We start from the raw sequence: 20,829 nt of genomic DNA, 5'->3' as shown, positions 1-20,829 counted from the left end.
CGCGCATCACCCTCCGTGATGCCGTTGGCAGTTTGCAGGCCGGTCTCCGGGCTGACGAGCGGGCGGTGGGCCCTGCCTGCGCGCCTTCCCGGGGGGTTACCCAGTGGCCGTGCGCGGCATCGACTCGTTTACCGTTGCGGGGGCAGCGCCGGGATCACGCCTTGCTGGCGCCCACCGGCTTCCCAGTTTCACCCCGCCGAACCGCGGCTCGCAGGGCACCTGAAACACGCGCGAAGGTTAGAGGGTTGCACCGGGAGCGTCAATGAACGAAGGCACCACTGGCCTGGATCAATAGCCGATCCGCCGGCTTGTGCCACACTGCAAGCAGTGATATCACTTAGCCAGCATTTGAGCTGACCTCGATTACAATCACAAGGAGCGCAGCATGCAAGGCCTCATCATCAACAACCCGCACCTGGAATTCCTGCGCCCGGCGCTGGAGCGCTGGGTCGATTGCATCGACCGTATCAACCAGTTCCAGGGCGACAACGACGCCCCCTACTGGCACGGCACCGCCGCCAACGTCGGTTTGCTGGCCGCTGCGGCCTGGCAAGGCGAGCTGGCGGCGTTGGAACAATCGGTGAGCAAGAAGCAGCGCGACGAGGGCGAACGTGACGCACGCTGCCACCTGTCGATCAGCAGCAGCGAAGCGAGCATCTACCTGCATGCCGCCCAGCGCTGCCCGCGCATCGCCCGCCTGGACATGGCCACGGCGCTTTTGGAAACCGCCCTGCAGGCCAAGTGCATCGCCTACCCCAGCCAGCTGAAGGCCGGCGCGCTGTTCGTCACACCATGGAAGGCCGGCCAGCACGCCAGCCCCGAGGAGCTGCAGGACCTGGTGGACGACCTGCAGAAGCACACCGCCTGTGCGGTGGCCTGGTACTTCCCCTATGCCTACCGCAAGCTGCACAACGAACTGGGGCAGTACTTCCCGGGGGTGGCGCTGCTGATCAAGCAGGCGTAGACGCAGCACCTCCCTGCTCAGGGAAGAAGCGCTGCACCAGCGCCGGCGTGCGCACTCGCTGCGCCATCACCGCGCGGTCGAACAACGCGCCAGTACGCAGGTCGTGCAACGGCCCGGATGCAGGCTGGGCAATCTGCTTGAGCTGGACATGAATGAAGCGATAGCCAGGGCCGTACAGTTGCTCGAGCTTCTCGATCCGGAAGTATTGGCCGGGCAGGAACAATGTTTCGGCTTCCTCCCAGTACATCGAAAACGCACTGATCGGCGTGCCACTGCTGTACTGCCCTGCGGGCAGCTCGAACACCACCGAGGTATCGTCGAACAGCCAGGGCAGGTCCGAGGTCACCGCCACCCTGGCGGCGAACTCGGGCACGATGTAGGGGTTTTCGGTGAACGAGGTCAGGTCGGTGTTGATCAGCGTGTCACCCACCTTCAAGCGGCCATCGCGGTAGGGGGCACCGCTGGTGCCGCGCGCGGCATTGCCACCGCGATACAGGGTTACCACATTGTTTCTGGGCAGTTGCTCGAGCGAATCGGCCAGCTTGGCGATGTAGCTGTCTACATCGTCGTGGTCGTAGGTGCCATAGCGGAACACCCGGTTGACCTGTGAATCTTCGTCGGTGAAATACTCGACCAGCTCATTGTGAAAACCATCGCCTTCATGCAGGTACGAATAGACGGGCACCCCGCCCACCTTGATGCAGTAGATGCCATCTTCATCCGCCTCGGGCAACTGGTCCCGGGGCAGCACCGGCAAGCCCCTGAGCAGTTTTTTCTGCCTGATCCTGGCACGGGCGGACAATGCCGCGCTGCTGTTCTGATCAGCGGCCATGTACTGGTCCCAGAACGGCGAAGGCTGGCTGGCCATGCCCTCAACGTCCTGCGGCGCGCCTGCCGCCAGGCGCGGGCGCTCCAGTAGTTCCCAATGCCCGGCAGCATTCAGGCGCACCGGGCGCAGCGGTGCAAAGGCGTAGGGGTTGTCTTCGGAAACGATCAGCCAACTGCTCAAGTCGCTGCTGTAGCGAACCCGGTAGGACAGCCCCTCAAGGCTGATGCGGCAACTGCCATCGGCACGCACCTCTACCCCCCTGGCCACACCTGCGCCGATCGGCTCGACCGGCACCAACTGATTGCTCTCCAACCCGTCCAGTTGTGCAGAAGGCGCGGCATGGACGCCCCAGCCAGCCAACGAGGTATTGAGCTCATGGGCGGGGGGCTGGTAACCCAACATTGCGAAATTCGAGCGGAACCCAAGGTCGACCAGGCTGAATGCGGCCCCCAGGCTGTCGATGATGGCCTCGCGCAACGCCTGCTGGCGGGCATTGACGTCTGCGGCGCTGAGGGCAGCGTCCACGTCCAGTGCCACCCGGCTCACCCCTGCCCCCAGCAGCAGCAGGACCATCGGCCAGCCCAAGGGGGCGAAGCTGCCGAACACCCCCAGAAATGCCGACAGGTAGCCGCTCCACAGCGCCTTGCGCAGCGCTGCGTTGTCCAGTATCGCGGCAGCATGGCTGCGCATTTCGGCTTCTGCCTGTTCGGCCAGGTAGACGAAAAAGTCGCCCGATAGCCGCCTGCGCATGTAGCCCAGCAGCACTTCGGCCGCCTCGCTGGAACGGCTGCCACCGATGCTGTTCAATGCGCCACGGATCAGCAGCCCCTGAGCCTGATCGGCCTGATCGCCTTGCGCGGCCTGCACGAATGCCTCCAACTGGGTGGGGTCCTGCAACTGCTTGCGCACCCAGCCCGCCAGTTGCTGTTCAGATGCAAACGACCTGAACGCCTGGTCGGACCAGGGCAGGTACAGCAGCACACGGCCGTTGGCTGCCGCCAGGCTGTAGAGCCACGGCCTCTGGCCATGGCCGATGTCGTAGCGGCTGACTTCCAGCGGGGCGTCCGATGCGTTTTGCTGCAACTGGGCGAGGGTCAGCGGGCTCGCCGTGGCGCAGGACATTTGCCGGACCAGGGCCAGCTCGGCTGCGTCGATGCGCCCGGCCTGCAGGGCACCGAAAGCCTGGCCCAGCAGGTTGAGCTTGGCCAGCACCTTGAAATGCCCGCCGCTGCCTTGCCAGAAGCGCTCGACCTCTGCGCGGTAAGTCGCGCCAAAGTTCAGGGCCCACAGGTCGTTCTGCACGTCCGAACCCAGCAGCCGCTGCTCGTTGCGCTCATCGAACGCGGGTGCTTGCGGGCCGTCGCGATAGAAGCCGCCATACAGGTTCAAATCATCCGTAGCCTCCTGAAAGCGCAGGTCGAAACGCTGCACCACCAGTTGCGTCAAGGTCATGGACTTCTCTGGCGGCCCGCTGTGCTGCCAGCCGGTGAAGGTGCGCGGGCTGCTGACAGTGGTGCTGAACTGGTGCCACCAGAAGAATCGCGGGTCCAGTGCCTTGCCCACGCGCTGGCGCACGATACGCCTCGCATGCTCGTTGGCCAGTCGGTAAGGGTCGGGGAAGTCGCGGATGAACTCATCCACCAGGCGAACGAAAGGCTCGGCCTGCTCGATGGTGTCGTAGTTACGTTGAAATTTGTCTTGCAGCGCGCTCATGGCCGGCTCCATCAGGTGAGGGAGCCGCCATTGTTGTCAGCGCGATCAGTGCATGGCGGTAGCTATCTAACGCCGACCGGCATCAGGGGTTCTGCGCCAGATGCCCTGGCGGCAGTACCCGCTTGGCCTGCAGGTAGGCCTTGGACCAGTAGCTGTTGGACAGGTAGTCCAGGCGCACCGTGCCACCGGTGGACGGCGCATGCACGAAGCGCCCCTCACCCACGTAGATGCCGGCATGACTGACCTGCGCCCCGCCATTGGTGGCGAAGAACACCAGGTCGCCGGACTGCAGGGCGTTGATGTCGACGTTGGGGGCACGCATGACGATCATGTCGCGAGTGGTGCGTGGCAGGCTGATGCCGGCGGCATCACGGTACACATAACCGATCAGGCCACTGCAATCGAAGCCGGAGTCCGGCGTATTACCGCCCCAGCGATAGGGCGTGCCCACCAGGCCGATGGCGCGGAACAACACGTCTTCAGCCGCAGGCGAGGCAGGCTGCTGCTGGGTGAAGGTGACCGGGGGGTAGACCGGCGCCGGGGCCGGCGCACGGCCGGAACAGGCTGCCAGCAGGGCCGCGAGGGCAAGCAATGCGAAACGCGCCAACATCGCCATGAGAGGAACATCCTGTCAGGGAAGCTTCGGCCATGGCCGAAGATGAAAAGAGTTGAGAAATTAGATTAGACGTTTTCTGTAAACACGCACGGCGGCGAGCTTTTTCAGCTACGCCGCCGTGGCAGGGTACAGCATTTTGATATCAAATCAATTGCGCGAGAGCTGGGTGCTCGGGGCCATGGCCAATGCGCGTTTGGCTTCGATGAAGGTCTTGCTCCAGTAGCGATCGCCGAGGTTGTCGATACGCACACCACCGCTGCGGCGGCTGCTGGAGTGGATGAACTGGTTGTCGCCCAGGTAGATACCGGCGTGGCTCACGCGGCCACGGCCGTTGGTGCTGAAGAACAGCAGGTCGCCTGGCTTGAGCTTGTTGCGCGCAACCTTGGGGGCGTCGACGTTGATCATTTCGCGGGTGGAACGCGGCAGGTTCATGCCGGCTTCTTCGCGGAACAGGTAGCCGATGAAACCGCTGCAGTCGAAGCCGGACTTCTCGGAGGTGCCGCCAAAGCGATAGCGGGTACCGATCAGCGACATGCCGCGTTCGAGGATGCTGTCGGCCAGCACCGGGAGCTGATAAGGCTTGCTACTGGAGAAGGCGTCGAGGTCTTCTTCGCTGGCCAGTTCTTCCTCGGTGAATACGGAAGAGTTGGCGGCCTTGGTCTTGACCGATTGCTCGGTGACAAGGCGGTGATCCTGAGATTGGGTGGCCGGGCCTTGGGTGGCGCAACCGAACAGTAGCGATACAAGTGCAAGTGGCACGAGGGGTGCGAAGCGCTTCAGCATGGGCACGACCGTGTCTGTAGTCCTTTAGAAGGGGGAAACTATGCCTTCTATCGTGACCATTTGCAAATTTTATCGAAAAAGATGTGACTTTTCTGTTTAGAGGCTCTGGCGCCGTGTTTTCAAGGGCTTACCAGCCCAGGGTTTCCTTCAGGAAAGGGATGGTCAGCTTGCGCTGGGCTTGCAGCGAGGCCTGGTCGAGGCGCTCGAGCAGGTCGAACAGTGCGCTCATGCTGCGGGTGCCACGGGTGAGGATGAAGTGGCCGACTTCGTCGGTGAGGTGCAGGCCGCGGCGCGAGGCACGCAGTTGCAGGGCGCGCAGCTTGTCTTCATCGGACATGCCGCGCATCTGGAAGATCAGCGCAAGAGTCAGGCGCGACTTGAGGTCGGCCAGCTTGATCGGCAGCTCGCGCGGCGAACTGGACGCCGCCAGCAGCAGGCGCCGGCCGCTGTCGCGCAGGCGGTTGAACAGGTGGAACATCGCCTCTTCCCAGTCGGCCTTGCCGGCGATCACGTGCAGGTCGTCGATGCACACCAGCTCGTACTGCTCCAGGTTATCGAGCAGCTCCACGCCGCGGTCGAGCAATTGCGCCAGGGGCAGGTAGACGGCCGGCTCGCCCAGTTGCTGGAAACGGTGGGTGGCGGCCTGCAGCAGGTGGGTACGGCCCACACCCTGCTTGCCCCATAAATAGATGAGGCTCTCGGTCCAGCCGGCGTCGGCTTCGCACAGCCGCTCGACGTAGCCCAATGCTGCGGCATTGGCGCCCGGGTAGTAGTTGATGAAGGTGGCGTCATCGCGCAGACGCACACCCAGGGGCAACTGGATCGGTTTCATGCTCGCGGGTGGTCGCAGGGACCACAGGGGGCCTTTGGTGAACAGTGTGCAAAGTCTATACCCGCAACGCGGGCTGCACAATCGGGCTGGGGAATAGCGCAAGTAAAATCAAGCAGTTGCGTTGCAAAGAAGGCATCGCGGGGCAAGCCCGCTCCCACCCAGCTCGCGGAAGCGGGCTTGCCCCGCGATTGGCTACAAGTCCGGGTCGATCTCCCCGGCATACATGTCCGACTCCTTGTACAGCCCATGCACATGGCGCAGCAGCACCATGATCACCGCCGCCACCGGCAGCGCCAGCAGCACGCCGGTAAAGCCGAACAGCTCACCGCCGGCAAGAATGGCGAAGATCACCGCCACCGGGTGCAGGCCGATGCGGTCGCCCACCAGCAGCGGCGTCAGCACCATGCCCTCCAGCGCCTGGCCGACCATGAACACCGCCAGAATGCCGAGCATCGGGTACAGCTCGCCGCCGAACTGGAACAACCCGGCGACAATCGCCGCACCGATACCAATGATGAAACCCATGTACGGCACGATCGCCGCCAGCCCCGCCAGCATGCCGATCAGCAGACCGAGCTCCAGGCCCACCAGCATCAGCCCGGTGGAATAGATGACACCCAGCGCCAGCATCACCAGCAACTGCCCACGCACGAAGGCGCCAAGCACCTCATGGCACTCGCCGGCCAGTGCCACCACCTGCGGTTCGCGCTGACGCGGCAACAGGCTGCGCAGCTTGGCCATCATCAGGTCCCAGTCACGCAGCAGGTAGAAGCCCACCACCGGGATCAGCACCAGGTTGGCCAGCCAGCCGATCAGCGCCAGGCTCGAGGCAGTGGCCTGGGACAGCAGCACGCCGACGATGTCGGTGGTCTGGCCCACATGCTCGCCGATGGCGGCCTTGATCTTGTCGAACTTCCAGAAGCCGTCGGCCAGCCCAAGGCGGCTCTGCACCCACGGCAAGGCAACGTGCTGCAGCCAGTCGAGCATCTGCGGCGCCAGCTCATACAAACGCAGCAGCTGCTTGGCCAGCATCGGGATCAGCACCAACAGCAGCGCCAGGAACACCAGCGAGAACAAGCTGAACACCACCACCACGCCCCAGGTGCGCGACAGCCCCCAGCGCTCCAGGCGGTCGACCAGCGGGTCGGCCAGGTAGGCCAGCAAAATGCCCACCAGAAACGGCGAAAGGATGTTGTGCAGCAGGTACAGCAACACGGCGATCAGCAGGGCAGCGCCCAGCCAGATCCAGCGATGCAGGTCAGTCATTGCAGGGTTTCCTTACCAACGAAAACGCAAGCCGTCGAACGGCTTGGGGGGAACGGGTGCAGGTGTGGCGCCAGGTTCAGCCTGGGTAGTGGGTGCCGGAGCGCTGGCTGCAGGTTCTGCGGGCACTTCCTGCAAACGGGCCAGGGCCAGTTGCGCACGCAACTGCTCGCGGTTGCCGGTGACAGCGTAAGTGAGGGTGCCGCCGTCGGCCATCTGCAGCCGTGCACCGTAGGGTTCGAGCACACGGGCAAGCTCTGCGTAATGCGCAAGGTTCATGCCCTCGACCTGCACCTGCAGCTCACTGCTGGCACCCGGGCGGGTCACGTAGCGCGGCGCCAGGCGGTTGCTCACCGCCAGCAGCACGGCGTCGGCCAGGGCCGCCTGGTCGGCGCCCTCTGCCGTGCCCTGTTCACGCTGCTCGCCCAGCCACAGCTGCCACTTGCCCTGCCATTTGCCGTCGGCCTCGTGGGCGTGTACCGCCAACAGCGCATCGGCGCCATAACGCTCGGACGCCTCGCGCAGCGGTGCGGGGTCGCTGCTTTCGACCTGCTTGGCGTTAGCCACCAGTTGCTCCTGCAGGTCGGCCAATGGCAGGCGCAGCGGCAGTCCACGGTGCTGGGCGGCGCGGCGCAGCGGCTCGGCGGCGCTCTGGCCGTCCCCCACCAGGTTGCTGCCCTCGACGCTGTCGTTCAGCCACCAGCCGAGTATGGACGGGCGGTTGCTGCCCCACAGGGCCAGGCCTGCCTGGCGCAGGGCACGTTCGGTGCTGCCGGGGTCGAACTCCACCAGCACCGACTCAGGCGGCCCGGCTTCGGTACCGACCTGGTTGACGATGGGCTGCGGGTCCTTGCGCAGGCTGGCCAGGGCCGGGCTCTGCGGCGCCTTGGCATCGCCGGTCAGGCGCAGCACCAGGGTGTCGAAAGCCTTGCCGGTGGCTTGGGCACGGGCCTCGCTGCCCTGCCCTTCGATGGGCTCGCGTACCTGGTACAGGCCGGAGACGGTTTCAGCCTGGGCGGCCACGCCAACCAGCGCGAGGCACGCGGCGGCGAAACGAGGGAAAAGACGCATGGGGGATTCCTGTCCAGATAACCGGGGGCGACGCGCCCGAACTGTGGGCTGTGACCGCAGGGCGGCGCAGAATGCTCCACCCGTGCCAGCATTTGTGCCGTCGCAATGCCTATACCTTATACAGGCACCGGCACGGCAACCAGTCGCGCACCGTGAATCAGCACTTTTTCCCCAGATTTGCGCCCTGCCCGTCGGCCTGAGGATGGCCGCTGAGGGGCAACCCTGATAAAATCGCGCGCCTTCGCAGACCAGTGACGTACAGACAGCCGCCGCCTCGCAGCCGGCCTTGGCCGTCCCGGTCGTTTTCCTGAATCCCTCCCTCTTAAAGGCCTGGATCAATGAGCAAGCAACCCTCCCTGAGCTACAAAGACGCCGGTGTAGACATCGACGCCGGCGAAGCACTGGTCGAACGCATCAAGGGCGTCGCCAAGCGCACCGCACGCCCTGAAGTCATGGGTGGCCTGGGCGGCTTCGGCGCCCTCTGCGAGATCCCGGCCGGCTACAAGCAGCCGGTGCTGGTCTCCGGCACCGACGGCGTCGGCACCAAGCTGCGCCTGGCACTGAACCTGAACAAACACGACAGCATCGGCCAGGACCTGGTCGCCATGTGCGTCAACGACCTGGTAGTGTGCGGCGCCGAGCCGCTGTTCTTCCTCGACTACTACGCCACCGGCAAGCTCAACGTCGACGTGGCCGCCACTGTGGTCACCGGCATCGGCGCCGGTTGCGAACTGGCCGGCTGCTCGCTGGTCGGTGGTGAAACCGCCGAAATGCCTGGCATGTACGAAGGCGAAGACTACGACCTGGCCGGCTTCTGTGTGGGCGTGGTGGAAAAGGCCGAGATCATCGACGGCTCCAAGGTTGCCACCGGTGACGCACTGATCGCCCTGCCCTCTTCCGGCCCGCACTCCAACGGCTACTCGCTGATCCGCAAGATCCTCGAAGTGTCCGGCACCGACATCGAGAACACCCAACTCGAAGGCAAGCCACTGACTGACCTGCTGATGGCGCCGACCCGCATCTACGTCAAACCCCTGCTGCAACTGATCAAGAACACTGGCGCGGTGAAGGCCATGGCCCACATCACCGGCGGCGGCCTGCTGGACAACATCCCGCGCGTACTGCCGAAGAACGCCCAGGCCGTGGTCGATGTGGCCAGCTGGCAGCGCCCGGCAGTGTTCGACTTCCTGCAGCAAAAAGGCAACGTCGACGAGCACGAAATGCACCGCGTGCTGAACTGCGGCGTGGGCATGGTCATCTGCGTGGCCCAGGAGCAAGTAGAAGCTGCCCTGAACGAACTGCGCAAAGCGGGCGAGCAGCCATGGGTGATCGGCCGCATCGCCGAGGCCGCCGAAGGTGCTGCCCAGGTCGAGCTGCAGAACCTCAAGGCACACTGATGCCGGGCAAGACCTGTAACGTCGTGGTACTGCTGTCGGGCTCCGGCAGCAACCTGCAGGCGCTGATCGACAGCGCCAGCGACAGCCCGGCGCGCATCCGCGCGGTGATCTCGAACCGCGCCGATGCCTACGGCCTGGAGCGCGCCCGCGCTGCCGGCATCGATACCGCCGTGCTCGCGCACGGTGGCTTCGACGGTCGGGACGCCTTCGACACAGCGCTGATGGCGCTGATCGACGGCTTCGAGCCCGACCTGGTCGTGCTGGCCGGTTTCATGCGCATCCTGAGCGGTGGCTTCGTGCGCCACTATCAAGGCCGCCTGCTGAACATACATCCGTCACTGTTGCCGTTGTACAAAGGCCTGCACACCCACCAGCGCGTGCTGGAGGCCGGTGACAGCGAGCATGGCTGCAGCGTGCACTTCGTCACCGAGGAACTCGATGGCGGGCCTCTGGTCGTACAGGCTGTGGTGCCGGTCGCAAGCGACGACACTGCGCAGACGCTCGCCCAGCGCGTGCACCTGCAGGAACACCAGATCTACCCGCTGGCCGTGCGCTGGTTCGCCGAAGGCCGCTTGCGCCTGGGCGAACAGGGTGCGTTACTGGATGACCAGCCGCTGCCGGCCAGCGGCCACTTGATTCGATCCTAGGAGAAACTATGCGTCGCGCCCTGCTCTTGGCTCTTGCCGTGCTTGCCCTGCCGCTCCAGGCAGCTGACCTGAAGCCTTTTTCGGCCAGTTACACCGCCGACTGGAAGCAACTGCCCATGAGCGGCACCGCAGAGCGCAGCCTGGTCAAGAATGCCAACGGTACCTGGAACCTTGATTTCAAGGCGTCCATGATGATTGCCAGCCTGACCGAGCAAAGCACCGTGCGCATGGACAACGACACCCTGCTGCCGCAGAAGTACCACTTCGAACGCGGCGGCCTGGGCAAGGCGAAGAAGGTCGACCTGGACTTCGACTGGTCGAGCAAGAAGGTCACCGGCAGCGACCGTGGTGATGCCATCAGCCTGCCGCTCAACCGCGGTGTGCTGGACAAGTCGTCGTACCAGCTGGCCCTGCAGCATGATGTGGCTGCCGGCAAGAAGAGCATGACCTACCAGGTGGTCGACGGTGACGAGATCGACACCTACGACTTCCGCGTGCTGGGCACTGAAAAGGTTGCCACCAAGGCCGGCCAGGTCGATGCGATCAAGGTCGAGCGGGTGCGTGACCCGAGCCAGAGCAAGCGTATTACCGAGCTGTGGTTCGCCAAGAACTGGGACTACCTGCTGGTGCAGCTGCGCCAGGTGGAAACCGACGGCAAGGAGTACGTGATCGTGCTGCAAGACGGTACGGTCGATGGCAAGGCGGTGAAGGGTAACTGATTCGCCGTAGCAGCAAGACCTGGAGCCCCGCCTTGTGCGGGGCTTCTTTTTGCCTGGCATTAATGCTGTGGATGTACCGGCCCTATCGCCGGCAAGCCGGCTCCTACCGGTGACCGTGCCAACGGTTCATGAAACTTGTTTCATCGCTGTTTTATTTACTTAGCCTGCTAACAAATTCTATAAAGAAGACCTGCGACACAGTGCCGCAGCCAACCCTAGCAGTGGAGTTAAGCGATGACTGTCAAAGTAACCGAACGCGACGAATCGAAAATGTCCCACGAAGGCCTGGCCGCTGGTGTGCGGATCTGGGACGTGCATCAGCAAGGCCAACTGGTGGGCATGTTCCACGACGAGCAACAGGCCCAGCAGTACCGTACCGAGCTGGAAGTCCTGGAAAACCAGCGCAGCACGCAATGACACAGTCTTCCTGTAAAAAACCCCGCCTAGGCGGGGTTTTTCGTGTTTACCACATCAGATCATCCGGGATCTTGTAGGCCGCGTACGGGTCATCGGCTTCGTCGGCTTGCTCGACATGGGTGTTGAGCAGCAGGATGCGGTTGGGGTCGCGCTCCTGGATCTTCACCGCCGCCTCGCGCGGGATCACCTCGTAGCCGCCGCCGTGGGCGACGATGGCCAGCGCGCCGTTGCTCAGTTTGCTGCGCATCAGGGCGTTGACCGCGATGCGCTTGACCTTCTTGTCCTCTACGAAGTTGTAGTAGTCCTCGGTGGTCAGCTTGGGCAGGCGGGTCGCCTCGATCAATTGCTTGATCTGCGCAGCGCGGGCCTTTTGCTCGGCCTTCTCCTGGACCTGGCGGTTCAGCTCCTGGTCCTTCTTGGCTTTTTCGGCAATGGCTTCTTTGGCCAGGCGCTGCTGGCTATCGTCCACCTCCACCTGGCCTTTGTGTTCCAGGCGTTTTTGTTTCTTCTCGGCCTTGTTGGTCTGGGAAACCTGTTTCTGGTTGACCAGGCCGGCTTTGAGCAGTTGGTCGCGAAGGGAAAGGCTCATGGGTGTTCACTCACTTATGCATCGGCTCAGCCGCAGCTGGGCAGGTTCTTTTCCTGACGCTTGGCCTCGCCCCACAGGGCGTCCAGCTCGTCGAGGGTACGATCTTGGATGTTCAGGCCCTGCTCGCGCAATGCCTGTTCGATAAATCGGAAACGCCGCTCGAACTTGCGATTGGCACGGCGCAGGGCGTTTTCCGGGTCGTGCTTGAGGTGGCGGGCCAGGTTGACGGTGGCGAACAGCAGGTCGCCGAGTTCGTCTTCCAGTGCATCGCTGTCACCGTCGGCCATGGCCTGCAACACTTCGTCGAGTTCTTCACGCACCTTGTCCAGCACCGGCAGCGCTTCAGGCCAGTCGAAGCCGACCGTGGCCGCGCGCTTTTGCAGCTTGGCAGCGCGGGACAGTGCAGGCAATGCCGCGGGTACATCGTCGAGCAGCGACAGCTGCTCGGGGTCGCTATTTTCAGCGCGTTCTTCGGCCTTGATCTCTTCCCAGCGGGATTTGACCTGGGCTTCGCTCAGCGCAGGGGTATCCAGCGGCGCATACAGCTCGCCGGTGGGGAAGACGTGGGGGTGGCGGCGGATCAGCTTGCGGGTGATCGAATCGACCACCCCTGCGAACTCGAAACGCCCCTCCTCCCGGGCCAGCTGGCTGTAGTAGACCACCTGGAACAACAAGTCGCCCAGCTCGCCCTGCAAGTGGGCGAAGTCGCCGCGCTCGATGGTGTCGGCCACCTCGTAGGCTTCTTCGAGGGTGTGCTGGACGATGCTGGCGTAGTCCTGCTTCAAGTCCCACGGGCAGCCGTGCTGCGGGTCGCGCAGGCGGGCCATGAGGTGCAGGAGGTCGTCGAGGGTGTAGGTCATGGGTTGTCCTTACCGGCCTCATCGCGGGGCAAGCCCGCTCCCACGTGGGGAACAGGCATGGCCCGCGATGGCGGTATCAAGGGGTGCGGTTACGCCGCGTCTCGATGATGTTGGGCAACTGCGAGATGCGCCCCAGCAGGCGGCCAAGGGCATCCAGGCCGGGGATCTCGATGGTCAGCGACATCAACGCGGTGTTGTCTTCCTTGTTCGAGCGGGTGTTGACCGCCAGCACGTTGATCTTCTCGTTGAGCAGCACCTGCGACACGTCGCGCAGCAGCCCCGGGCGGTCGTAGGCCCGGATGACGATGTCCACCGGGTAGGTTTGCACCGGAATCGGCCCCCAGCTGACCTGGATGATGCGCTCCGGCTCCTTGCCGGCCAGTTGCAGCACCGAGGCGCAGTCCTGGCGGTGAATGCTCACGCCACGGCCCTGGGTGATGTAGCCGACGATCGCATCGCCCGGCAGCGGCTGGCAGCAGCCGGCCATCTGCGTGAGCAGGTTGCCGACACCCTGGATCTGGATATCGCTGCGCTTGCCCGAACGGATGCCGCGGGCCTGGCGCGGGATCAGCTCGACCTGCTCGAGGCGCTCGGGCTCGAGCAACTGCTGGGCGGCGTTGACCATGTGCGCCAGGCGCAGGTCGCCGGCGCCCAGGGCTGCGAACATGTCCTCGGCGGTCTTGACGTTGGCCTTTTCGGCCAGGCGCTCGAAGTCGACCTGGGGCAGGCCCAGGCGGCTCAGTTCGCGCTCGATCAAGGTTTTGCCGGCGGCGACGTTCTGGTCGCGGGCCTGCAGCTTGAACCAGTGAACGATCTTGGCCCGCGCCCGCGAGGTGGTGACGTAGCCCAGGTTGGAGTTCAGCCAGTCGCGGCTGGGGCTGCCGTGCTTGCTGGTGATGATCTCCACCTGCTCGCCGGTCTGCAGGCTGTAGTTCAACGGCACGATGCGACCGTTGATCTTGGCGCCCCGGCAGTTGTGGCCGATCTCGGTGTGCACGCGGTAGGCAAAGTCCAGCGGCGTGGCGCCCTTGGGCAGGTCGATGGCATGGCCGTCGGGGGTGAACACATAGACCCGGTCGGGCTCGATATCCACCCGCAGCTGTTCGGCCAGGCCGCCGATGTCGCCCAGTTCTTCATGCCACTCGAGCACCTGGCGCAGCCAGGAAATCTTCTCTTCGTAGTGGTTGGAGCTGGGCTTGACGTCGGTGCCCTTGTAGCGCCAGTGCGCGCACACGCCAAGTTCGGCTTCCTCGTGCATGGCGTGGGTGCGGATCTGCACTTCCAGCACCTTGCCCTCGGGGCCGATCACCGCAGTGTGCAGCGAGCGGTAGCCGTTTTCCTTGGGGTTGGCGATGTAGTCGTCGAATTCTTTGGGGATGTGCCGCCACAGGGTGTGCACGATACCGAGGGCTGTGTAGCAGTCGCGCACCTCGGGCACCAGCACGCGCACCGCGCGCACGTCGTAGATCTGGCTGAATTCCAGGCCCTTGCGCTGCATCTTGCGCCAGATCGAATAGATGTGTTTTGCCCGGCCGCTGATATCGGCCTTCACACCTGTAGCCAGCAGTTCGTTCTGCAACTGGTTCATCACGTCGCTGATGAAGCGCTCGCGGTCCAGCCGGCGCTCGTGCAGCAGCTTGGCGATCTGCTTGTACTGGTCGGGCTCAAGGTAGCGGAACGAGAGGTCTTCAAGCTCCCACTTGATATGGCCGATACCCAGGCGGTGGGCCAGTGGCGCGTAGATGTCGGCCACTTCGCGGGCCACGCGCAGGCGTTTTTCGTCATCGGCGGCCTTGACCGCGCGGATGGCGCAGGTGCGCTCGGCGAGCTTGATCAGCGCCACGCGCACGTCGTCGACCATGGCCACCAGCATCTTGCGCAGGTTCTCGACCTGCGCCTGGGAGCCCAGCACCAGCGACTGGCGCGGGCTCAGGCTGGCGCTGATGGCGGCCATGCGCAGCACGCCGTCGATCAGCTTGGAGACCACCGGGCCGAAGCGTTGGCCGACTTCGGCGAGGGTGACCTTGCCTTCGCGTACCGAGCGGTAGATGACCGCCGCGACCAGCGAATCCTGGTCGAGCTTGAGGTCGGCAAGAATCTCGGCGATTTCAAGGCCGGCCTGAAAACTGGAAGTACCATCGGCCCAGGAATGCTTGGCCGGGTTACCCTTTTTCTCGACTTCCTGGGCGAACTCGCAGGCATCTTTCAATGCCGTGCGATCGAGCTGCGAATCGACGCTCACCACATGATCGAGCCATGCTTCGAGATTGATACTGCCGTCGTTGTTGACCGGCTGGTGCACTCTCACCTGTACCATCTTTGTTTTACCTTTCCATACAACGCACCACAGGGGTGCGCTGGTTATCACCTGTACGGCCCTCAGTCCTTGAAGGCTGCACCAAGAAGGCTGACCCGGTCAGCCTGCTTCGAATAACGCCATGGCCTCGACATGCGCCGTCTGAGGAAACATGTCGAGAATCCCGGCCCTTTTTAACCGGTACCCCTGCCCTGCCAGCACCTGCGCGTCTCGCGCCAGCGTGGCCGGGTTGCACGATACGTAGACCAGCCGTTTTGCGCCGAGCCCGTGGATGCCTTGCACCACTTCAAAGGCCCCGTCGCGTGGTGGGTCCAAGAGTACCGCAGAAAAGCCTTCGGCGACCCATCCGGCGCCCGCCAAAGGCTGCGATAAATCGGCCTGAAAAAACCGTGCGTTATGCACATCGTTGTTCCGGGCATTGTCCGCCGCGCGCTCGACCATGGCCTGCACGCCTTCCACCGCCACTACTTCGCGGGCCTGGCGGGCCAGCGGCAGGGCGAAGTTGCCCAAGCCGCAGAACAGGTCCAGCACCCGCTCATCTGCCTGTGGCGCCAGCCAGCTCAACGCCTGCTGGATCATCAGGCTGTTGACCTGGGCATTGACCTGGACGAAATCGCCCGGCCGCCAGGCCAACTCCAGCCCCCAGGGCTCGAGCGCAAAGCCCAGCTTGGCGGCGGCATCCACCGGCGCCGGCTGGCCCTCGCCCTGCAGCCACAGCTGCGCGTTGGCCTGTTCGCAGAATGCCTTCAGGCGCGCCAGGTCGTCGTCCGGCAGCGGCGCCACATGGCGCACCAGCACGGCTTCGGCGGTGCCACTGAACAGCTCTACATGGCCCAGCGCCTGGGGTTTGCCCAGGCTGCGCAGCACAGTCGGCAAGTGGCGCAGAATCGACTGCAAGGGTTGTACCAGCACTGCGCAGTCGTCAATGGCGATGATGTCCTGGCTGGCCTCGGCACGAAAACCGACTTCCAGCTGGCGGGCCTTCACATCCCAGCGCACGGCTACCCGCGCGCGGCGGCGGTAGCCGAACTCAGGCCCGCTCAGCGGGGCGGCCCATTCTTCCGGCTGCAGGCCGGCCACCCGTTGCAGTTGCTCGGCCAGCAACCGCTGCTTGAGTGCCAGCTGGCCTTCGTGGGGCAGGTGCTGCAGGTTGCAGCCGCCGCAGCGGTCATAGTGCTTGCAGGGGGCCTCGCGGCGTTCGGGGCTGGCCTGGAACACGCGCTCCAGGCGCGCCTCGACCACCTTGCCACGGGCGCCGAGTACCCGCGCCTCGACCTCTTCACCGCCCAGCGCGCCGCTGACGAACCAGGTGCGGCCTTCAATGAAGGCGATGCCGCGGCCATCACCGCTCAGGCGCTCGATCTGCAGGCGTTGCTTCTTGCCCACGGGCACTTGTGCGGTACGGTTGCCGCCGGCTGGCTGGAAGCGCAGGCCGCTGTTGCTTTTCTTTCTGGACATCAGGTGGGATCGAACAGGCCGGTGGACAGGTAACGGTCGCCGCGGTCGCAGATGATTGCGACCATCACAGCGTTCTCGACTTCGCGGGACAGACGCAGCATGCCCGCCACCGCACCGCCGGACGAAACGCCGCAGAAGATGCCTTCTTCACGGGCCAGGCGGCGGGTGGTGTCTTCGGCTTCCTGCTGGGACATGTCGAGCACGCGGTCGACGCGGGTGGCGTCGAAGATCTTTGGCAGGTATTCCTCGGGCCAGCGGCGGATGCCGGGGATGGCCGAGCCTTCCATCGGCTGCAGGCCGACGATCTGTACCGCAGGGTTTTGCTCTTTGAGGTATTGCGAGCAGCCCATGATGGTACCGGTGGTGCCCATGGAGCTGACGAAATGGGTGATGCTGCCTTGGGTCTGTTGCCAGATTTCCGGGCCGGTGCTGTTGTAGTGGGCGATGGGGTTGTCGCCGTTGGCGAACTGGTCGAGCACCAGGCCGCGGCCTTCGGCCTGGAGTTTTTCGGCCAGGTCGCGGGCACCTTCCATGCCTTCTTCCTTGGTCACCAGGATCAACTCGGCGCCGTAGGCAGTCATGGCTGCCTTGCGTTCGGCGGTGGAGTTGTCGGGCATGATCAGGATCATCTTGTAGCCCTTGATCGCCGCGGCCATGGCCAGGGCGATGCCGGTGTTGCCGGAGGTGGCTTCGATGAGGGTGTCACCGGGCTTGATCTGGCCGCGCAGTTCGGCGCGGGTGATCATCGACAGCGCCGGGCGGTCCTTGACCGAGCCGGCCGGGTTGTTGCCTTCGAGCTTGAGCAGCAAGGTGTTGCTGGTTGCCCCGGCGATGCGCTGCAGGCGAACCAGAGGCGTGTTGCCGACGCAATCGGCGATGGTTGGGTACTGCAGGGTCATGGGCGTTTTCGCAATCCGGACGGCAGGGGGGGCTATCATACCGGCATTCGTTGCCAGGCCATATCTCGCAATGGTTGGTCGTTATAGCGGGTGGGTATAAGGGTGGGGATTGGGGATTTTTTTGGGGGGGCGGGGTCGGGGTTTATGGTTATTGCTTTGGGAGATGCATGCGCATTCATTGACGATAGCGGCTTTTCGTCACCTTTCCGCCCTTACGGCGGGTTACTTTGGTCGCGGCTCGGCGCCCCCGGCCAAAGTAACCAAAGCCGCCCTGCTCCCATCATCCGGCCCCCTACGCTGCGCTCCGGGGGTTCCCTCGCTCCGGGCTTGCTCCGGAGGTACGCGCCGACGGGCCGTCCCTGGCCCGATCGGCGCTCGACCGGCATCCATGCCGGTCGCCCTCCTACGCAAGCCCTACGCTCGGCCTCCTGAAGTCGCGATTTGTGTTGCCTGAACTATTGCGCGCTTAGAAGCAAGATCAAGAGCCAGATCAAGAGCCAGTTCAAGAGCCAGATCAAGAGCCAGATCAAGAGCCAGATCAAGAGCCAGATCAAGAGCTGGGATATTGGTTTAATTGTTGTTGATGTGTTGTTTGTTCTGACGCAATCGCGGGGCAAGCCCGCTCCCACGTTAGTTGTGCGCACCAGTTTCTGACGTGGGAGCGGGCTTGCCCCGCGATTCAATCCGGAGTTCCCACGGTGGCAACTAGCGACCGAGCTGCGTACTCCCAGGCGCCGCCCTAACTTCGCGACTTCAGGAGGCCGAACGCAGGGATTGCGTAGGGGGGCGACCGGCATGGATGCCGGTCGAGCGCCGATCGGGCCAGGGACGGCCCGTCGGCGCGTACCCCCGGAGCAAGCCCGGAGTGAGGGAACCCCGGAGCGAAGCGCAGGGGCCGGATGATGGGAGCGAGCGGTTTTGCTTACTTTTGACAAGACAAAAGTAAGCCGCCGTAAGGGCGGAAAGGTGAATAAGCGTCAATACAAATAATGAATGCGCATAAAACTTCCAAAACCAGCTAAAACAACTTCGAACAGATCAACAGATCAACAGATCAACAGATCAACAGCATAAACCTGCACAAAAGCCATCGCCGGCAAGCCGGCTCCTACAGGGGAATTGGTAACCGATCAGCCAAGGCAAGCCCGCACCCACAGACAACTAAACCACCGCAACCGAAACCCCAACCGGCAACCGCATACACAACCGCAACCCCTGCCCCCCATTAACCGCCCAGAGCATCCCCCCCTGCCGCTCAATGGCACTACGGGCAATACTCAGCCCCAACCCAAACCCGCCATCCCCAGGCCGTGCCCCGTCAAGCCGGGTAAACGGCGCAAAAATACGCTCAAGCTCCCCCTCGGCCACCCCACCGCCCTCGTCCTCCAGCTCGAGCAGCCAATACCCCCCCTCTCGCCGCCCACCCAAACGCACCCTGCCATCCACCGGCGAATGGCGTACGGCATTGCGCAGCAGGTTCTCCAAAGCCTGGGCCAGGTGGTTGAGATTGCCCTGCACCCAGCAGCCAGCCGGCAGCTCGCAGCGCAAACGCTCCGGCGCCCAGCCGCTCTCGTAGCAAGCGTTCTCGCTGAGCACATCCCACAACGCCGGCAACTGGATCGGTTCAAGCTCAAGCACCCCGCGCTCGGCATCCTGCCAGGCCAGTTGCAGGGTGTTCTCGACCAACTGCTGCATGCCATCCACCTCACGGTGCAGGCGCTCGCGCAGGCCGTGCAGGTCGGTCTCGCCATCGCAGGCCACCCGCAGGCGGCTGAGCGGGGTACGCATCTCGTGGGACAAATCACGCAGCAACTGCTGCTGCAACGCCACCGTACCCTGCAGGCGCTCGGCCATCTGGTCGAAAGCCCGGGCCAGCTCGCCCAGTTCATCCTGGCGCTGGGTAGTGCGTGCATCCAGGCGCGCCGTGAGCTGGTCGGCACGCCAGGCATTGGCCTGCTCGCGCAACTGGTTCAGCGGCACGATCAGCATGCGGTACAGGCCCACGCACAACAGCAGGGTGAACAGCCCCGGGATAATGCCGTTGGTGACCACCTGCCAGAGCAGGCGATAGTGGCCTGGGTTGAAGCGTTTGGGCAGCTCCATGACCAACATGCCCTGCTCGGGCACAGTGGGGAACGGCAGGCGCAACCAGGGCTGGCCGACACTCCGCCGGCTCATCGGCCAGTCGACCCCGCGCAGGCGCGTCAGGTGCTGGATCTGCGCGCCGCTCAGGGCCAGGCTACCCAAAGGTTGCAGGTCACCGTCGAGCACGCCGGCCCAGCCCGGCTCGCGCTCAAGCAAACGCTCCTGCCAGCGGTCCACGCCCTCGCGCCCGCCCTCAAGCCAAGCCCGTTCGGCCTCGGCCGCGTAGCCACGCAGCACCTCTCGCGCCGGCTCGTCCAGAAACGCGTTGCGGGTTTCCATGTGCCGGCCCCAGGTGTAGCTGAGGCCGATCATCAGCAGGCAGAACCCCACCAGCAGGATGGCCAGCTTCCAGAACAGCGAATGGCGATCAAGCACTGTCAGTCCGCCTCACCGGCGCTAAACACGTAGCCCTTGCCCCACACGGTGCGCACCTGGCGCTCGTGATAACCGATGGCCTTGAGCTTGCGGCGGATCTGGCTGACGTGCATGTCCAGGCTGCGGTCATGCCGCGAATAGGCGCGTTGCAACACCTGGCGGTACAAAAACGGCTTGCTCAGCACCTCATCCTGGCTGCGGCACAAGGTGTCGAGCAGGCGGTACTCGCTGGGGGTCAGGCCGGCCCAGGCTTCGGCCAGGCAGACGTCGCTAAGCTGCTCGTCAAAGCGCAGCGCACCGGCCGGCAGCTCCGTGGGTGCCTTGCCACGGCGCTCGAACGCCACCCGGCGCAGGATCGCCTCGATGCGCACGCGTAACTCCGCAAAGCTGAACGGCTTGGGCAGGTAGTCGTCGGCGCCACGCTCAAAGCCGGTAATGCGATCGGCCTCGGCGCCCAGGGCCGACATCAGGATTACCGGTGTGGCGCTGTGCCGACGCAGGCTGGCCAGGGCATCCAGGCCATTGAGGCCAGGCAGCAGGATATCCATCAGCACCAGGTCGAACACCTGCCGCCCGGCCGCCTCCAGCCCTTCAAGGCCATTACGGCACCAGGTGACGTTGAAACCGCCGCGTTGCAGCTCGTCGTGCAGGTAGGCGCCGAGCACGGGGTCGTCTTCGATGGCGAGGATGCTGGAGGTATGAATGGCTTCGGGATGCATTGGCAACTGTCATCAATTCTCAGTTACGCGATTATTGGGTAAGCGGGGGTTGCAGGCAACCGGGGGGCGACCGACGCGCACCAATAGAAGGGCAGACCATGGTTGGATTGATTGGTGTGGGAACAGGCGTGACACACAGCATGTGCTGCGTGATATGGCACGGGCTTCGCTCGTGTTCGCGGGGCAAGCCCGCGCCTACGGGAATCGCGCCTGCTA

General features: G+C 64.2%; 18 protein-coding genes and 1 riboswitch. Of the genes, 5 read left to right on the top strand and 13 right to left on the bottom strand.

The window, feature by feature from the left end:
• Positions 1 to 20: 20 nt before the first annotated feature.
• A riboswitch (cobalamin riboswitch) is annotated at positions 21 to 238 on the bottom strand.
• 147 nt (positions 239 to 385) lie between these two features.
• Positions 386 to 964, top strand: a complete 579-nt coding sequence (locus tag KSS94_RS06505) for a hypothetical protein (protein WP_217842204.1) — start codon at positions 386 to 388, stop codon at positions 962 to 964.
• Here KSS94_RS06505 and KSS94_RS06500 read toward each other — a convergent pair.
• The 6 genes from KSS94_RS06500 to KSS94_RS06475 all read right to left on the bottom strand — a co-directional run bounded on the left by KSS94_RS06500 (position 951) and on the right by KSS94_RS06475 (position 8,071).
• Positions 951 to 3,506, bottom strand: coding sequence for a dermonecrotic toxin domain-containing protein (locus KSS94_RS06500; protein WP_217842203.1), 2,556 nt, complete (start codon positions 3,504 to 3,506; stop codon positions 951 to 953). The two genes, KSS94_RS06505 and KSS94_RS06500, sit on opposite strands and share 14 nt — an antisense overlap.
• Before the next feature lie 82 nt (positions 3,507 to 3,588).
• Positions 3,589 to 4,122: a C40 family peptidase gene (locus tag KSS94_RS06495; protein WP_217842202.1), complete on the bottom strand. Its 534-nt coding sequence runs from the start codon at positions 4,120 to 4,122 to the stop codon at positions 3,589 to 3,591.
• 147 nt (positions 4,123 to 4,269) lie between these two features.
• Entirely contained in the window at positions 4,270 to 4,905 is a 636-nt protein-coding gene (locus tag KSS94_RS06490; RefSeq protein ID WP_217842201.1) for a C40 family peptidase, read from the bottom strand.
• Between the two features lie 127 nt (positions 4,906 to 5,032).
• On the bottom strand, positions 5,033 to 5,737 hold the full coding sequence (gene hda, locus KSS94_RS06485) for a DnaA regulatory inactivator Hda (protein WP_217842200.1): 705 nt from the start codon (positions 5,735 to 5,737) through the stop codon (positions 5,033 to 5,035).
• A gap of 192 nt (positions 5,738 to 5,929) precedes the next feature.
• Entirely contained in the window at positions 5,930 to 7,003 is a 1,074-nt protein-coding gene (locus KSS94_RS06480) for an AI-2E family transporter (RefSeq protein WP_217842199.1), read from the bottom strand.
• A 12-nt stretch (positions 7,004 to 7,015) separates the two neighbouring features.
• Positions 7,016 to 8,071: a DUF2066 domain-containing protein gene (locus tag KSS94_RS06475; RefSeq protein ID WP_217842198.1), complete on the bottom strand. Its 1,056-nt coding sequence runs from the start codon at positions 8,069 to 8,071 to the stop codon at positions 7,016 to 7,018.
• Positions 8,072 to 8,409: 338 nt separating this feature from the next.
• Between KSS94_RS06475 and purM the strand changes: the two genes are divergently transcribed.
• The 4 genes from purM to KSS94_RS06455 all read left to right on the top strand — a co-directional run bounded on the left by purM (position 8,410) and on the right by KSS94_RS06455 (position 11,251).
• Complete coding sequence (gene purM, locus KSS94_RS06470; protein WP_217842197.1) at positions 8,410 to 9,468, top strand: phosphoribosylformylglycinamidine cyclo-ligase; 1,059 nt, start codon at positions 8,410 to 8,412, stop codon at positions 9,466 to 9,468.
• Positions 9,468 to 10,115 carry a phosphoribosylglycinamide formyltransferase gene (purN, locus tag KSS94_RS06465; protein WP_217842196.1) on the top strand — a complete coding sequence of 216 codons (648 nt, stop codon included), beginning with the start codon at positions 9,468 to 9,470 and terminating at the stop codon, positions 10,113 to 10,115. Before purM ends, purN begins: the two co-directional genes overlap by 1 nt.
• An 8-nt stretch (positions 10,116 to 10,123) precedes the next feature.
• Positions 10,124 to 10,834: a DUF3108 domain-containing protein gene (locus tag KSS94_RS06460; protein ID WP_217842195.1), complete on the top strand. Its 711-nt coding sequence runs from the start codon at positions 10,124 to 10,126 to the stop codon at positions 10,832 to 10,834.
• 234 nt (positions 10,835 to 11,068) lie between these two features.
• On the top strand, positions 11,069 to 11,251 hold the full coding sequence (locus KSS94_RS06455; RefSeq protein WP_217842194.1) for a hypothetical protein: 183 nt from the start codon (positions 11,069 to 11,071) through the stop codon (positions 11,249 to 11,251).
• 46 nt (positions 11,252 to 11,297) lie between these two features.
• Here the strand turns inward: KSS94_RS06455 and KSS94_RS06450 are convergent, their stop codons facing one another.
• The 7 genes from KSS94_RS06450 to KSS94_RS06420 form a co-directional block, all read right to left on the bottom strand.
• Entirely contained in the window at positions 11,298 to 11,840 is a 543-nt protein-coding gene (locus tag KSS94_RS06450) for a DUF2058 domain-containing protein (protein WP_217842193.1), read from the bottom strand.
• Between the two features lie 26 nt (positions 11,841 to 11,866).
• Entirely contained in the window at positions 11,867 to 12,700 is an 834-nt protein-coding gene (gene mazG / locus KSS94_RS06445) for a nucleoside triphosphate pyrophosphohydrolase (RefSeq protein WP_217842192.1), read from the bottom strand.
• A 76-nt stretch (positions 12,701 to 12,776) separates the two neighbouring features.
• Entirely contained in the window at positions 12,777 to 15,017 is a 2,241-nt protein-coding gene (gene relA / locus KSS94_RS06440) for a GTP diphosphokinase (RefSeq protein ID WP_217842191.1), read from the bottom strand.
• 99 nt (positions 15,018 to 15,116) lie between these two features.
• The gene (rlmD, locus tag KSS94_RS06435; protein WP_217842190.1) at positions 15,117 to 16,475 is read right to left on the bottom strand and encodes a 23S rRNA (uracil(1939)-C(5))-methyltransferase RlmD; all 1,359 of its coding nucleotides are present in this window, start codon (positions 16,473 to 16,475) and stop codon (positions 15,117 to 15,119) included.
• Positions 16,475 to 17,374: a cysteine synthase CysM gene (gene cysM, locus KSS94_RS06430; RefSeq protein ID WP_217842189.1), complete on the bottom strand. Its 900-nt coding sequence runs from the start codon at positions 17,372 to 17,374 to the stop codon at positions 16,475 to 16,477. Before cysM ends, rlmD begins: the two co-directional genes overlap by 1 nt.
• Positions 17,375 to 18,535: 1,161 nt before the next feature.
• Positions 18,536 to 19,894, bottom strand: coding sequence for a HAMP domain-containing sensor histidine kinase (locus tag KSS94_RS06425; RefSeq protein ID WP_217842188.1), 1,359 nt, complete (start codon positions 19,892 to 19,894; stop codon positions 18,536 to 18,538).
• Between the two features lie 2 nt (positions 19,895 to 19,896).
• Positions 19,897 to 20,613: a response regulator transcription factor gene (locus tag KSS94_RS06420; protein WP_217842187.1), complete on the bottom strand. Its 717-nt coding sequence runs from the start codon at positions 20,611 to 20,613 to the stop codon at positions 19,897 to 19,899.
• Positions 20,614 to 20,829 lie beyond the last annotated feature (216 nt).

Origin of the sequence: Pseudomonas fakonensis (genome assembly GCF_019139895.1) — a bacterium.
GTDB classification, from domain to species: Bacteria; Pseudomonadota; Gammaproteobacteria; order Pseudomonadales; family Pseudomonadaceae; genus Aquipseudomonas; species Aquipseudomonas fakonensis.
This window is presented reverse-complemented; position numbering and strand designations above follow the sequence as displayed.